This is a genomic window from Cysteiniphilum sp. QT6929, from assembly GCF_030035755.1.
GTDB lineage: Bacteria > Pseudomonadota > Gammaproteobacteria > Francisellales > Francisellaceae > Caedibacter > Caedibacter litoralis.
Genome location: NZ_CP103983.1, coordinates 1,403,130 through 1,417,256 on the forward strand (window position 1 = coordinate 1,403,130; position 14,127 = coordinate 1,417,256).

Sequence of the window (14,127 nt, forward strand, 5' to 3'; positions counted from 1 at the left end):
AGTTTGATTCCTATTTGTTATAATTGTACTTATGCCCTAATTGGCTTTCTTGGTCCTTTACGCGTACGAGCATTCGTCTTAGTACGCTGACCTCTTACAGGCAGATTACGGCGATGTCTACGACCACGATATGTACCTAGATCCATTAAACGCTTAATGTTCATTGATACTTCACGACGAAGATCACCTTCCACTGTAAACTTGGCAACTTCACTTCTCAATAACTCGATCTGCTCTTCTGTCAAGTCTTTGATTTTGTTGCTTGGTTCAATGTTACACGCAGCACATATTTTAATTGCGCGTGGACGCCCAATACCATAAATCGCTGTTAAGGCAACATCAGCATGCTTATGATCAGGAACGTTAATCCCAGCTATACGAGCCATTTACAATACTCCATTTACTTTATTAATATCTTAAAATTATTAGTTAATTTGGCACGGCGGTCGAATATAACGCTTTTCTTATAAAAAAGCAAGCCACCATGTCTAATTATTAACCTTGACGCTGTTTGTGTCTTGGATCAGTACAGATCACACGCACCACACGATTACGCTTGATCACTTTACAGTTTCTACACATCTTCTTCACAGAAGCTCTGACTTTCATCTGATTACCTCATTCTTGTTAAAATTATAATTTACCGTAATTACTCAAATTTGCTTTCTTTAACAGTGAGTCATACTGAGTTGACATCATATGTGATTGCACTTGCGCCATGAAATCCATGATCACAACCACGACGATCAATAGCGATGTTCCGCCAAATGTAAACGACAACCCATGACCAAAAAAGTTCATAACAAAAATTGGTAATAAACAAATTGCGGTAATATAGATCGAACCAATAAGTGTTAGCTTACTCATGACCGAGTCGATATATTTTGCTGTTTGTTCACCAGGTCTAACCCCAGTAATAAACGCCCCAGAACGTTTAAGATTATCTGCCGTTTCTTTCGGATTGAAAACAAGCGCCGTATAGAAGAAACAAAAGAAAATAATCGCTGCTGCAAAAATTAAAGTATACAGCAAGCTACCTGGTTGAAGCGCTTCACCAATTTCAGCTAACCACCCTAGTGACGGTGAAGATGCAAACCAATTAGAAAGCATCCCCGGAACCATCAAAATAGATGATGCGAAAATAGGCGGAATCACACCCGCCATATTTAGTTTTAATGGTAAATGACTTGTTTGTGGCGCCATCATCTTACGACCTTGCTGACGTTTAGCATAGTTAACCGTAATACGACGTTGAGCACGTTCGACAAAAACAACAAAAGCAACAACCGCTAGTAAGATAACTAGCAACACCCAAACAGTTAGGTATGAAATTGCGCCTTGGTTAGCTTGTGAAATCGTTGTGCTAATTTCAAATGGCAGGTTGGCAACAATACCTGAGAAGATTAGTAATGAGATACCATTACCAATACCACGCTCAGTCATCTGCTCACCCAACCACATCAAAAACATACTGCCTGTTGTCATTGAGATAATTGCGGCAAAATAAAACAAAAATCTTGAGTCAATATCCACGAGTCCAGGCTGATTAAACGTATAAACTGCGATACCAAACGATTGCACTAACGCTAGCGCCAAAGTCGCATATCTTGTGTATTGCGTTATTTTCTTCTGCCCTGATTCCCCTTCTTTTTTAAGCTCCATCAGCTTTGGTGAAACCGCACTCATCATTTGGAAGATAATCGACGCTGAAATATAAGGCATAACACCTAATGCGAAGATACTTAGCTTCTCAAGTGCACCACCTGAGAACATGTTAAACATGCTCAAAAGCCCGTTGCCACCAGCGTATTGCGCTGACATTAACTTGCTTAACTGATCGGCATCAATATATGGGATCGGGATATAGACACCTAGTCTAAAGACAATAATGCCTAATAAGACAAAAAGAAGGCGCTGTCTTAATTCCTTAAGTCCGCCACCTTTTTTAAGATTTTGTGTTGCCATAGCAATATTACTCTACCTTGCCACCAGCAGATTCAATAGCTGCTTTTGCACCTTTTGTGCAATGCAAACCATTAATAGTAACTGGTTTATTGATTTCACCACTTGCAATAATACGCGCTTCAAGCATATCTTTACGTATAATACCTGCTTGCTTTAATGCATCCAGAGTCACTACGTCAGCTTCGATTACATTTAATTCATGCAATCTGATTTCAGCAACATATTTTGCTTTTTGTGAAGTAAAACCAAATTTAGGTAGTCTTCTTTGTAAAGGCATCTGACCGCCTTCAAAACCAACTTTATGGTAACCGCCAGAACGTGCTTTTTGCCCTTTGTGACCACGACCAGAAGTCTTACCAAGACCACTACCGATACCACGACCAAGGCGCTTTGCAGCAGGCTTTGAACCCGGCGCTGGAGAAATTGTATTTAATCTCATTGATATTACCCCTCTATCTTCACCATGTAGTTGATCTTGTTTGCCATACCGCGATTAGCAGGCGTATCAATCACTTCTACACTTTGGCGAATTTTACGTAAACCTAGACCGCTTGCACACGCTTTGTGTGACGCTTGGCGACCAATTAGGCTTTTCGTCAACGTTACTTTAAAAGTCTTATTATCAGTCATCGTACTTACCCTTGAATTGCTTCAACGCTTAAGCCACGCTTCTCTGCAATCTCCTCAGGAGATTTAAGGTTGCTTAAACCATTGATAGTTGCACGAACAACGTTGATTGGGTTAGTTGAACCATAAGTCTTAGCTAAGACGTTATGAACACCTACCACTTCAAATACTGCACGCATCGCACCACCGGCAATAATACCTGTACCCTGAGATGCTGGCTGCATGAATACTTTAGACGCGCCATGGCTAGCAGTTGTTGGATACCATAAAGTATCACCATTTAGGTTAACTGTTTCCATATTGCGACGTGCGTTTTCCATTGCTTTTTGGATTGCCACAGGTACTTCACGAGATTTACCTCTACCAATACCGACTCGGCCATTTCCATCACCAACAACAACTAAAGCAGCAAAGCTCATGATTCTGCCGCCTTTAACTGTTTTGGCATGTCTTTTAACGCTGACTAACTTTTCGATCAAGCCGTCAGTTTTTTGCATATTATCTGCCATTATCAGTCGCCTTTAATTAAAATTTCAAACCATTTTCTCTAGCTGAATCAGCTAGTGCTTTTACGCGGCCGTGATATTTAAAGCCTGAACGATCAAAAGCAACCTGTTCAATACCTTTCTCAACAGCACGCTGCGCAATTATTTTACCAACAACAACTGCAGCAGCAACGTTGCCAGTATAAGCGCAATCGCCTTTCACAGCTTGCTCAAGTGTTGAAGCTTGCACTAAAACCTGAGCACCATTGCCAGAAATAATTTGAGCATACATATGCTTAGGTGTTCTATGTATGCATAAACGAACTTGATTTAGCTCTCTAAGTTTAATGCGTGTACGTTTTGCACGACGTAAACGAGCAATTTTCTTATCCATAGTTCTAACTCACTTATTTTTTCTTAGCTTCTTTGGTGATTACTCTTTCATCCGCATAACGAACACCCTTGCCTTTGTAAGCTTCAGGTTGACGATAAGCACGGATATCTGCTGCAACTTTACCAAGTAGCTCTTTATTGGCACTCTTCAAAACGATTTCAGTTTGTGAAGGTGTCTCAGCTGTCACGCCTTGTGGTAACGCATGATCAACTGGATGAGAGAAACCAAGCGTTAAGTTAACGCTATTACCTTGAGCCTTAGCACGGTAACCAACACCAACCAATTGTAACTTCTTCTCAAAGCCTTGACTAACACCAATAACCATGTTGTTAATCACAGCACGCGCAGTACCTGATTGCATGTTAGCAGTTTTAGACTCATCGTTTGGCTTAACATTGATGATTTTATCTGCAACTTCAATTGTCACTGCATTATTAATTTTTTTAACTAGTTCGCCTTTGGCACCCTTAACGGTAACAAGGTTATCATTTGCTACTGCAACTGTGACACCGCTAGGAATAGCAACAGGCTTTTTACCAACTCTAGACATTAAAAATCTCCTGTTTTATGCTACGTAGCAAATTATTTCACCACCAACGCCTTCTGAACGCGCTTTTCTGTCGCTCATAAGACCTTTAGAAGTTGAAATCACAGCCACACCAAAGCCACCGTGAACTTTAGGAAGTTCACTTGCCGTCTTGTAAATACGAAGACCTGGGCGACTTACACGCTTAAGCATTTCAATCACAGGTTGCCCTTGGTGATATTTAAGCTCAACACTAAGCGTACCGTTATTTTCTTCAGAAACATTAACGCTCTTGATAAAACCTTCTGCAACAAGAAGATCAGCAATTGCTTTTTTCTTCTTAGATAAAGGCATAGAAACAGCTGTCTTATGTGCAGACAAACCATTTCTAATTCTTGTTAGCATATCTGCAATAGGATCTTGCATACTCATAAAATTTAATCCTTCTATTACCAGCTAGCTTTTTTCAAGCCAGGAACATCACCAACCATTGCGTGCTCACGCAACTTGTTACGGCATAAACCAAACTTCTTGTAAACAGCATGCGGTCTACCGGTAATACGGCAGCGCGTTTGTAAACGTGAAGGTGATGAATTCACTGGAAGCTTTTGCAATTTAATTTGCGCATCCCACTTTTGATCATCAGTGGCATCTGGACTTAGAATAATTGCTTTAAGCTCAGCTCTTTTTTGAGCATATTTCGCAACTAGTCTTTGTCTTTTTAATTCTCTTTGGATCATTCCAAGTTTTGCCATTGTAAGGTTACTCCTTAAGATTTCAGCGGGAAGTTAAACGCTGTCAATAGCGCTTTACCGTGTTCATTACTCTTAGCAGTTGTTGTAATTGTGATATCTAAACCACGAATACTATCAACTTTATCGTAATCAATTTCTGGAAAAGCGATTTGCTCGCGCATACCCATACTGTAATTACCACGTCCATCAAATGATTTAGGGTTTAAACCACGGAAATCGCGGACACGTGGGATTGCAATCGATACTAAGCGATCTAAGAATTCATACATACGCTCGCCACGCAAAGTTACCTTCGCGCCAATTGGCCAACCATCACGAATCTTAAAGCCAGCGATAGATTTTTTAGTTTTAGTAATCACAGCCTTTTGACCTGCGATTGCCTCTAAGTCTCTTACCGCGTGCTCTAACGCTTTTTTATCTTTTGCAGCTTCACCAACACCCATATTAAGCGTGATTTTAGTAATGCGTGGAATTTCCATCACATTAGCTACACCTAGCTCATCTTTAAGCTGTGGAACTACTTTTTCTTGATAGAAAGCTTTTAGCCTTGCCATATTTTACTACCTATAGATCTACTAATTCGCCATTTGACTTGAAATAGCGAACTTTTTTATTACCATCTTCTACAAATTTAACGCCAACACGGTCAGCTTTCTTTGTAGCAGGGTTATATAAAGCAACATTAGATGCGTGAATAGATGCTTCTTTCTCGATAATGCCACCCTCAACCCCTTTATTTGGGTTAGGCTTTACATGTTTCTTGACAAGATTAACACCTTCCACCACTACGCGATTCTCTTCAGAAAGCACAGTGACTATTGTTCCTCTACGACCTTTGTCTTTACCAGCGATAATTACAACGTCATCGCCTTTCTTCAGTCTATTCATTCTCTGTTATACTCCAACTTATAACACTTCAGGGGCAAGTGAAACAATCTTCATAAATTGTTCACTACGTAGCTCACGTGTCACAGGACCGAATATACGCGTACCAATAGGTTGGTTGTTGTTATTCAAAAGAACAACAGCATTACCATCAAAGCGTAAAACAGAACCATCGCGACGACGAACACCTTTCGCTGTTCTAACCACAACTGCACTATATACGCTTCCTTTTTTTACCTTACCGCGTGGGTTCGCTTCTTTAACAGAAACTTTGATCACATCACCAACACTTGCATATCTACGATGAGAACCACCCAACACTTTGATACATTCTACCCTACGAGCGCCACTATTATCAGCAACTTGAAGTTCAGTTTGCATCTGAATCATTTTATATACCTCACTTACGTCAATTTCTAAATAGTGGCGTCAAAAGACGCACTATTATAACAACAAAAATTAAAATTGCAATTTGACAATTTGCATAGAGAATAACCTCCTCCACGCAAGCTGTTCTATGATTACATTTTTATTATTTTGCACGCTCTACGATTGAAACCAAACGCCACTTTTTAGTTTTTGAGTAAGGTCTTGTTTCAGTGATCTCAACCGTATCACCTTCGTTGCACTCGTTTGATTCATCATGCGCATGGTACTTAGTCGATTTAGTTACGAACTTACCATATAACGGATGCTTAACCTTACGATCTACAACGACCGTGATCGTTTTATCCATCTTATCGCTGGTTACTTTACCAAGTAACGTTCTTATTTTATCACTCATCTTTAGTTACCCACTTTTTGTTTTTCAGACAAAATCGTATTAATGCGAGCAATATCACGACGAATGTTTTTAAACATATGATTCTGTGTTAATTGCCCAGTTCCTTTTTGCATACGCAAGTTAAACTGCTCTTTCAACAAATCAATCTTATGCGCCTTCAACTCTTCAGCTGATTTTGCTTTTAGTTCTTTTATTTTTTCAATAGCTTTCATTACATCACCGTTTTTTCTGCGAATGTAGTTGCAAAAGGAAGCTTAGCTGCGGCACGCGCAAAAGCGGCTCTAGCCATTTCTTCCGTCACACCTTGGATTTCATAAAGCATCTTGCCTGGCTTGATTTGCGCTACCCAGTACTCAACGTTACCTTTACCTTTACCCATACGAACTTCTAATGGCTTCTCAGTAATTGGCTTGTCTGGGAATACGCGAATCCATACTTTACCACCACGACGAATGTGACGGTTAATCGCACGACGGCCTGCTTCGATTTGGCGCGCTGTCAAACGACCACGAGCAGTCGCTTGCAAACCAAACTCACCAAAACTCACTTTATTACCACGCAAAGCAAGACCACGGTTACGTAATTTTTGCTGTTTACGGAATTTAGTACGCTTAGGCTGTAACATTATTTAGCCCCTCTTCTTTTTGCTTTCTTTGGCGCTTTATCTTCAGTCGCTGCGTCAACTTTACGCTCTTGACCTGGAAGAACTTCACCTTTGAATATCCATACTTTAACACCTAGGATACCGTAAGTTGTTAAAGCTTCAGATGTTGCATAATCAATATCAGCACGGAATGTATGAAGTGGAATACGACCTTCTTTTGCCCATTCAGTACGTGCGATTTCCGCACCACCTAAACGACCAGCGATCGATACTTTAATACCTTCAGCACCCATTTTCATAGCAGTTTGAATCGCACGCTTCATCGCACGGCGGAACATAACACGCTTTTCTAATTGTTGCGCAATACCATCAGCAACCAATTGAGCATCTAGCTCAGGCTTGCGGATTTCTTCGATATTAACCTGGACAGGCACGCCCATTTTTTTGGTTAATTCATTGCGTAACACTTCAACGTCTTCACCTTTCTTACCAATCACGATACCAGGACGCGCAGTGAAAATAGTCACTTTAGCATTTTGCGCTGGACGCTCGATCTTGATCTTACTGACTGAAGCATTGGCTAGTTTTTTATGAAGATAGTTACGCACTTCGATATCGGAGTTTAACTTATCTGCATAATCTTTTGCATCTGCATACCATACTGAACGCCAGTCTTTAATAAAACCTAGGCGTATACCGGTAGGATGAACCTTCTGACCCATTTAGTGCCCCTTAATTTTTTTCTGCCACTTTCACAGTAACGTGAGAAGTGCGTTTTAAAATACGATTACCACGACCTTTAGCGCGAGCTTCAAAACGTTTCATGGTTGAACCTTCATCAACGTGCACTGTAGAAACATACAGCTCGTCAATATCCATACCATCGTTATGCTCAGCGTTAGCGATAGCCGACGTTAAGACACCTTTGATCAATTCAGCAGCTTTTTTATTGCTAAAAGAAAGAAGGTTTAACGCTCTTTCAACTGGCAAACCACGAATTTGGTCAGCGACCAAACGTGCTTTTTGAGCTGAAATTCGCGCATGTTTTAATTTAGCTTGAACTTCCATTGAAAACCTCAATTATTTTTTCTTAGCTTTTTTATCTGCTGCATGACCACGGTAATTACGTGTCACAGCAAACTCGCCTAACTTGTGCCCAATCATGTTTTCAGTTACAAGAACCGGAACATGTTGATGACCATTATGCACAGCGATTGTTAAACCAATCATATCTGGCACAATCATTGATCTTCTAGACCAAGTTTTGATTGGCTTTTTTGAATTAGACTCTTGCGCATCAAACACTTTCTTTAATAGGTGATGATCTACAAAAGGTCCTTTCTTTAATGAACGAGCCACAGTATTCTCCCTTTAATTATTTACGTCTTTGTACAATTAGCTTGTTAGAACGCTTATTTGTACGTGTCTTCTTACCTTTAGTCTTCACACCCCAAGGCGTTACAGGATGACGGCCACCAGAAGTACGACCTTCACCACCACCATGCGGGTGATCAACCGGGTTCATCGCAACACCACGTACAGTAGGACGAATACCACGCCAACGATTAGCACCTGCTTTACCGATTGATCTTAGGTTGTGCTCAGAATTAGAAACAGTTCCAATTACTGCGCGACAACCTAATAATACTTTGCGCATTTCACCTGAACGCAAGCGCACGATCGCATAAGCATTATCTTTACCAACGATTTGAACTGAAGTTCCAGCAGAACGCGCCATTTGCGCACCCTTGCCAGGCTTTAATTCAACGTTATGAACAACCGTACCAAGCGGAATGTTACGGATTGGCATACAGTTACCTGACTTGATTGAGACGTGCTCACCAGAAACAACTTCCATACCAGCCGTTAAGCCTTTTGGTGCAATCATGTATCTTCTTTCACCATCTTTGTACAACAATAATGCAATATTTGCTGTACGATTTGGATCATACTCGATACGTTCAACTTTAGCTGGAATACCATCTTTAACACGCTTAAAGTCAATAACACGGTAGTTTTGCTTATGACCGCCACCTTGATGACGAACAGTAATACGACCTTGGTTGTTACGACCTGCGTTTTTAGATTTACTCTCAACTAATCCAGCAAAAGGTCTACCTTTGTGAAGCTCAGGGTTTTGGATCTGAACAACAAAGCGACGACCAGGAGAGGTTGGTTTTGCTTTAACTATTTTCATTATCTATCCTCACCGCTAACTTATTCAGCACCAATAAAATTGATGTCATGACCTTCAGCAAGTCTAATATAAGCTTTCTTCCAGTCTTTAGTTCTACCTTCAATACGACCAAAACGGCGCGCTTTACCTTTAACGTTGACAGTTTTCACATCTTCAACTTGTACTTCAAAAAGCATTTCAACTGCTTTTTTAATTTCTTTTTTAGTTGCATCCGTCGCGACTTTGAAAACAACATAAGAAGCACGTTCAGCGACCTCATATGCTTTGTTTGTCACATGCGGGCTTAGCAACACTTTAAGCAATCTTTCTTGATTCATACTAAACGCTCCTCAACTTGCTTAACTGCTTCTTGAGTCATAATTACTTTGTCAAAGCACATTAACGCAACAGGATTGATTTCATGCGAATCAACAACAGCTACATTCTTAATGTTTCTTGAAGCAAGGTATAGCTCTTCAGTAAACTCTTCAGGGCTTACAACAATCAAAGCTTCTTTGACATCTAACTGCTTTAATAACTGAACGAATTCTTTTGTTTTTGGTGTTTCAAGCTTAAAGCCTTCAACCGCTAACAGACGATCGCTTCTTAACAACTCAGATAAAATAGACTGAATTGCCGCACGGTACATTTTGCGGTTAACTTTTTGCTCATAGCTTCTAGGCTTAGCAGCAAATGTCACACCACCTTTGCGCCAGATTGGAGAACGAATAGTACCAGCACGCGCACGCCCTGTTCCTTTTTGTCTCCAAGGCTTAGCACCACCGCCTGATACTTCAGAACGTGTTTTTTGTGCTTTTGTACCTTGACGCGCACCAGCCATGTAAGCCACAACGACTTGATGAACTAATGCTTCGTTATAGTCTTTAGAGAATACGCTATCTGCCACATTCAGTACGCCAGTGTTTTCACCAGCCAATGTTTTAATATTTAAATCCACGTGCACTCTCCCTCTTAAGCTTTAACTTTGATAGCAGGTGTTACGATAACATCACCGCCTGTTGCGCCAGGAATGCCGCCTTTTAATAACAACAGACCGTTTTCAACATCTACTTTAACAACTTCAAGAGTTTGCATAGTGGTTTGAACATTACCCATATGACCTGCCATTTTCTTATTCTTGAAAACACGACCTGGGGTTTGGTTTTGACCAGTTGAACCATGCACACGATGTGAAACAGAGTTACCATGAGACATGTCTTGCGTTCTGAAATTATGACGCTTAACACCACCTTGGAAACCTTTACCTTTAGAGGTACCTGTTACATCCACTTTTTGACCAGCTTCGAACATAGAAATATCAACTGTTTTACCAGCTTCATATTCCGCAACTTGTTCTGCACTTAGACGAAACTCCCATAAACCACGACCTGGCTCAACATTTGCCTTAGCAAAATGACCAGCTTCCGCTTTGTTCATACGAGAGCGCTTTTTGAGACCTGTTGTTACTTGAATAGAGCTATATCCATCTGTTTCAGCTGTTTTCACTTGTGTTACCGTGTTTGGCTCCACGTGAATAACCGTTACAGGGATAGATGTTCCATCTTCAGTAAAGACACGAGTCATGCCGCATTTGCGACCTACGATACCTAAAGACATCTTTTATCCTCATTTTATTATTATTTACTTCCGCGATTACAATTGACCACGAAACACTTAATGTCACTGCTATTGCAGCTTTAACCAAAACGCCACCTTTATCTATTAAGGCGATACTGCTTTGGCAATTTTTCACGACCTAAGTCGCAAAATTTTCATCCACCCAAGGGCAAATTACTTTAATTTTTCTCCAAAAGCACTTTAAAGAAAACTTAAAACAACTCGCAAAAAAGACGCTAAAATCCGCCTAAAACAAGCATTCACCAACACACGAGCGCACAACAAAGCCGCCTGAGCACAGGAAAATGGTAGCGCATTCTAACGCATACTGGTTTAAACTTCAACAGCGTGATTGCAATTAGTTTGCTGGCGAATTGAATCAAATTAAAAGTTATTGAAATTAGACTATATGACTGCTTCAACATAATCCTTAGTTCGGTTTAGTGCATTAACTCGAACTATAAAATTTCTTAGTTCGGTTTAGCGCATTAACTCGAATTATAAAACTCCTTAGTCAAGTTTGAAGCGTTAACTCTGACTATAAAAACCCTTAGTCCAATTTAGGGCGCCAACTTGGACTATACAGTTCCTTTGCTCAATTTGGCATCTCAACTTGGATTATAAAATCTCTTAGTTAAATTTATCACCTTAAGCTTTACTATAAATCGCTAAATATCTATTAAAGCCGGACTCGTATCCTGTAATTTCTTTGAGAATATCTTCATACTGAAAAAACAGTAATGTAATCAACAATCTTTGGATAATGTTGTTGGCAGAACGCTAATAAATCTTTCTTTGTTGGTTGTACTGCAATAATTGTTTCACGATATGCAGCATAGTGCATTTTAGGCAAAGCCTGATTGGCTTTAAGATTCTTCTTATCATTCTTTATATGTTTAGCCGTGTATTCTTTTTCAAACACTGCCCTTTCATTATGCTTTTCAGCATAAACTAACGCCTTATGCGGAAACTCGCCCTGATCCAATGCTTCCTTGATATAATGTGCAATAACATCTTTAATCGCTGCCGTTTTTGGTGGATTAGCCAAATCATCACCTATTGAGTATTTAGAGTAAATACCATCTATGGCTTTGATCTGATTATATTCATTGGTAAAGCTACGGCGCATATTGGAGCCAAAATGTATACTATAAGTACTGAGAAATCCATCATAAATAACATGCTCTAAAAAAGGCAAAAGTATAAAGTTTACCTGATACGGCAAGCCGTTCTTGGGGAAAAAATCTTCCAAGCTATGACTAATTCCTTTAATGCCATAAAGTCTAGTACCCCTACCGGTACCTTTATTTGCAGCTGGTGTTGCCATAACAACCGAGTGCTCACGTAAGTGCTTCATTAGAAAGCCATCAATCGCTAACTTACCTTGCCACTGACGAATAACATCTAGGTCTTCTACCTTGAAGTTATATGGGTTTTTATCACAGAAGTCTTTTATATTGGCTACCACATACATCTTATCTCGTATAGCAGGAATAGCGCCCTGTAACTCATCACGACTTAAATCCTGAAAGTCCTCGACGGATTTTAATCTAGAATTAATCGCATATTTCTTGTTGGTGAAATCCATTAAAGATCGGTGAAGTTTAAAAAAGTATTCTGCTTCATGTGGTAAAAGTTGACTCATTGCCGTTGTCCTTATTTTTTGCCTTTATTGTATTTGCTCAATTTAAATTCCGTAGTAATAATGAAAAAATCAAGTTAAACTTAAATTCCCCCTCATCCGCGCAGCTTGCGCTAAGCGACCGCTCCCTCAAGGGGCGAGGTGAAAAATAGCTCAACTCATTTTTTAGTTAGTTACATACTATAACTCTCACTTTAAGCAATGCATATAAAAAACCTGACAAATCCAAACACTTTACTTTTAATTTTCAGTCAAATCGTTAATATGTTTTCACCCCTAGTCAACTCCCCTATCATATATGACAATTCATAAAATCAAAGGTTATGTTATTTTCGTTGTGGTGCTAAGCGCCTTTTTACTATTTTATAAATACATTATGCAGGTCTTTCCTGGTCTTATTGCCAATGACATTATGTCGTCTTTTAGCATCTCTCCTGCCCAAGCAGGATCCTTAGTTGCTATTACCTTTTGGACCATTGTTATCACTCAATTATTCTCAGGGTTGATTTTGGATAAGTTTGGTTTTCGCATTATTAGTTCACTGTCGTTAGTTAGCTCAGCATTAGGACTGCTTGTATTTATTTATGGCGCTAATCACGGTGATTTATGGCTCGGCTATCTTGGGCGCATTATGATTGGCGTTGGTATTTCCTTTGCTACGGTTAGCTATATCAAAGCGGTCTCGGTATGGTTCTCCCCGCGACGCTTTGCCTTTGTCTCAAGTTTTTTGGCCACTGCGGCGATGCTAGGTGCAATTATTGGACAAGCACCATTATCTTACTTGATCTCACATACGGGCTCTTGGCAAAAGGCACTGGCAATCTGTGCTTTTGTAGGGCTTATTGGCGCACTTTTGTATTTTCTCATCGTTCGCGATCACAACCCCAAGCAAAAAGAAATCTCCACCAAAGACAGTAGTCTTGAGTGGACATCGATCAAAACGGTACTTTTTAATCGCAATAACTGGCTATTAACCTTTTATTCAGGCTTAAGCTTCACAGCAATTGATGCCTTTGCTGGTCTGTGGGGTAACAATTATTTTCGTGAGCAGTATGGTGTGTCAACTGAGCATGCTGCAGGCATGATCTCGATGATTTTCCTTGGTATGGCGATTGGCTCACCGATTATTGGCAAACTATCAGAATACTATAATACCAAACGTTTAATGCTAGGCTTTCATGTTATTGCCACGATTAGCCTTGCGATTGTTCTAACGATGAAAACCACACCACTAACCGCCTCTATCTGCTTATTTATCTTTGGTTTCTCACTCGGCATTTATATGCTGAGCTTTGCCATCGGTCGACGCATTAACCCTATCGTTGTAACTGCTACTGTTGCTGCTTTAATCAACACGGGCGAACCCATCTTTGGTGCAATTTTCGATCCTCTTATTGGTTATTTCCTTGAGCTTACATGGCAAGGTAATTACATCAATAGCACTGGGCAAATTGTTCATTATGCACAAGGCTTAGCACCCGCTAATGCTGTCAAACACTTCGATGTTTCTTCTTACCATATGGCATTCTCCATTTTGACACTCAGCATGATTCTGTCTTTTGTCTTATTATGCTTTGTCAAAGATAACAACGAAGAACAAAGTGATAATGTCTAACATTAATAAAAATATTTTCTGATACGTTATTTCTGCTATGATGGTGCGCATT

The 14,127-nt window shown here is 40.0% G+C and carries 25 protein-coding genes; 1 reads left to right on the forward strand and 24 read right to left on the reverse strand.

Translation table 11 applies throughout. The annotated features are described in order from the left end of the window. Nucleotides 1–29: 29 nt before the first annotated feature. The 24 genes from rpsM to NYP54_RS06045 all read right to left on the reverse strand — a co-directional run bounded on the left by rpsM (nt 30) and on the right by NYP54_RS06045 (nt 12,463). Nucleotides 30–386 (reverse strand): 30S ribosomal protein S13, encoded by a 357-nt coding sequence (gene rpsM / locus NYP54_RS05930; RefSeq protein ID WP_117001393.1) that lies wholly within the window; start codon nt 384–386, stop codon nt 30–32. Nucleotides 387–495: 109 nt separating this feature from the next. Beyond that, nucleotides 496–609 (reverse strand): 50S ribosomal protein L36, encoded by a 114-nt coding sequence (gene rpmJ / locus NYP54_RS05935; RefSeq protein ID WP_003017816.1) that lies wholly within the window; start codon nt 607–609, stop codon nt 496–498. 24 nt (nt 610–633) lie between these two features. After that, nucleotides 634–1,965, reverse strand: a complete 1,332-nt coding sequence (gene secY / locus NYP54_RS05940) for a preprotein translocase subunit SecY (protein ID WP_117001394.1) — start codon at nt 1,963–1,965, stop codon at nt 634–636. A gap of 7 nt (nt 1,966–1,972) precedes the next feature. After that, a complete protein-coding gene (gene rplO, locus NYP54_RS05945) occupies nt 1,973–2,404 on the reverse strand; it encodes a 50S ribosomal protein L15 (protein WP_117001395.1) in 432 nt (143 codons plus the stop codon). Nucleotides 2,405–2,409: 5 nt separating this feature from the next. Then, entirely contained in the window at nt 2,410–2,595 is a 186-nt protein-coding gene (rpmD, locus tag NYP54_RS05950) for a 50S ribosomal protein L30 (protein WP_117001396.1), read from the reverse strand. Nucleotides 2,596–2,600: 5 nt separating this feature from the next. Then, the gene (gene rpsE, locus NYP54_RS05955) at nt 2,601–3,101 is read right to left on the reverse strand and encodes a 30S ribosomal protein S5 (RefSeq protein ID WP_151192902.1); all 501 of its coding nucleotides are present in this window, start codon (nt 3,099–3,101) and stop codon (nt 2,601–2,603) included. Between the two features lie 16 nt (nt 3,102–3,117). After that, complete coding sequence (gene rplR / locus NYP54_RS05960; protein ID WP_283155752.1) at nt 3,118–3,471, reverse strand: 50S ribosomal protein L18; 354 nt, start codon at nt 3,469–3,471, stop codon at nt 3,118–3,120. 13 nt (nt 3,472–3,484) lie between these two features. Continuing rightward, the gene (gene rplF / locus NYP54_RS05965; protein WP_283155753.1) at nt 3,485–4,021 is read right to left on the reverse strand and encodes a 50S ribosomal protein L6; all 537 of its coding nucleotides are present in this window, start codon (nt 4,019–4,021) and stop codon (nt 3,485–3,487) included. A 15-nt stretch (nt 4,022–4,036) separates the two neighbouring features. Further along, on the reverse strand, nt 4,037–4,429 hold the full coding sequence (gene rpsH, locus NYP54_RS05970) for a 30S ribosomal protein S8 (RefSeq protein ID WP_283155754.1): 393 nt from the start codon (nt 4,427–4,429) through the stop codon (nt 4,037–4,039). Between the two features lie 17 nt (nt 4,430–4,446). Then, on the reverse strand, nt 4,447–4,752 hold the full coding sequence (rpsN, locus tag NYP54_RS05975) for a 30S ribosomal protein S14 (RefSeq protein WP_117001401.1): 306 nt from the start codon (nt 4,750–4,752) through the stop codon (nt 4,447–4,449). Nucleotides 4,753–4,766: 14 nt separating this feature from the next. Next, a complete protein-coding gene (gene rplE, locus NYP54_RS05980; RefSeq protein WP_117001402.1) occupies nt 4,767–5,306 on the reverse strand; it encodes a 50S ribosomal protein L5 in 540 nt (179 codons plus the stop codon). Nucleotides 5,307–5,316: 10 nt separating this feature from the next. Continuing rightward, nucleotides 5,317–5,640 carry a 50S ribosomal protein L24 gene (rplX, locus tag NYP54_RS05985; RefSeq protein ID WP_117001403.1) on the reverse strand — a complete coding sequence of 108 codons (324 nt, stop codon included), beginning with the start codon at nt 5,638–5,640 and terminating at the stop codon, nt 5,317–5,319. A gap of 18 nt (nt 5,641–5,658) precedes the next feature. Beyond that, nucleotides 5,659–6,027, reverse strand: coding sequence for a 50S ribosomal protein L14 (rplN, locus tag NYP54_RS05990; RefSeq protein WP_117001404.1), 369 nt, complete (start codon nt 6,025–6,027; stop codon nt 5,659–5,661). 142 nt (nt 6,028–6,169) lie between these two features. Beyond that, complete coding sequence (gene rpsQ / locus NYP54_RS05995) at nt 6,170–6,421, reverse strand: 30S ribosomal protein S17 (RefSeq protein ID WP_283155755.1); 252 nt, start codon at nt 6,419–6,421, stop codon at nt 6,170–6,172. Between the two features lie 2 nt (nt 6,422–6,423). Continuing rightward, nucleotides 6,424–6,633 (reverse strand): 50S ribosomal protein L29, encoded by a 210-nt coding sequence (gene rpmC, locus NYP54_RS06000; RefSeq protein ID WP_151192903.1) that lies wholly within the window; start codon nt 6,631–6,633, stop codon nt 6,424–6,426. Next, a complete protein-coding gene (gene rplP, locus NYP54_RS06005; protein WP_117001407.1) occupies nt 6,633–7,046 on the reverse strand; it encodes a 50S ribosomal protein L16 in 414 nt (137 codons plus the stop codon). The genes rpmC and rplP overlap by 1 nt, the downstream gene beginning before the upstream one ends. Continuing rightward, nucleotides 7,046–7,747, reverse strand: a complete 702-nt coding sequence (rpsC, locus tag NYP54_RS06010) for a 30S ribosomal protein S3 (RefSeq protein WP_117001408.1) — start codon at nt 7,745–7,747, stop codon at nt 7,046–7,048. The genes rplP and rpsC overlap by 1 nt, the downstream gene beginning before the upstream one ends. Before the next feature lie 10 nt (nt 7,748–7,757). Continuing rightward, a complete protein-coding gene (gene rplV, locus NYP54_RS06015; protein ID WP_117001409.1) occupies nt 7,758–8,093 on the reverse strand; it encodes a 50S ribosomal protein L22 in 336 nt (111 codons plus the stop codon). A 12-nt stretch (nt 8,094–8,105) separates the two neighbouring features. Next, the gene (gene rpsS / locus NYP54_RS06020) at nt 8,106–8,384 is read right to left on the reverse strand and encodes a 30S ribosomal protein S19 (protein WP_117001410.1); all 279 of its coding nucleotides are present in this window, start codon (nt 8,382–8,384) and stop codon (nt 8,106–8,108) included. A 16-nt stretch (nt 8,385–8,400) separates the two neighbouring features. Beyond that, nucleotides 8,401–9,225, reverse strand: coding sequence for a 50S ribosomal protein L2 (rplB, locus tag NYP54_RS06025; RefSeq protein ID WP_349293374.1), 825 nt, complete (start codon nt 9,223–9,225; stop codon nt 8,401–8,403). A gap of 17 nt (nt 9,226–9,242) precedes the next feature. Continuing rightward, nucleotides 9,243–9,539, reverse strand: a complete 297-nt coding sequence (gene rplW, locus NYP54_RS06030; protein WP_283155757.1) for a 50S ribosomal protein L23 — start codon at nt 9,537–9,539, stop codon at nt 9,243–9,245. Beyond that, nucleotides 9,536–10,147 carry a 50S ribosomal protein L4 gene (gene rplD, locus NYP54_RS06035; RefSeq protein ID WP_224728215.1) on the reverse strand — a complete coding sequence of 204 codons (612 nt, stop codon included), beginning with the start codon at nt 10,145–10,147 and terminating at the stop codon, nt 9,536–9,538. Before rplD ends, rplW begins: the two co-directional genes overlap by 4 nt. 26 nt (nt 10,148–10,173) lie before the next feature. Further along, nucleotides 10,174–10,818: a 50S ribosomal protein L3 gene (rplC, locus tag NYP54_RS06040; protein WP_117001414.1), complete on the reverse strand. Its 645-nt coding sequence runs from the start codon at nt 10,816–10,818 to the stop codon at nt 10,174–10,176. 721 nt (nt 10,819–11,539) lie between these two features. Then, nucleotides 11,540–12,463 carry a hypothetical protein gene (locus tag NYP54_RS06045; protein WP_283155758.1) on the reverse strand — a complete coding sequence of 308 codons (924 nt, stop codon included), beginning with the start codon at nt 12,461–12,463 and terminating at the stop codon, nt 11,540–11,542. A gap of 295 nt (nt 12,464–12,758) precedes the next feature. Here NYP54_RS06045 and NYP54_RS06050 point away from each other — a divergent pair, with 295 nt between their 5' ends. After that, complete coding sequence (locus NYP54_RS06050; protein WP_283155759.1) at nt 12,759–14,075, forward strand: MFS transporter; 1,317 nt, start codon at nt 12,759–12,761, stop codon at nt 14,073–14,075. Nucleotides 14,076–14,127: the final 52 nt, after the last annotated feature.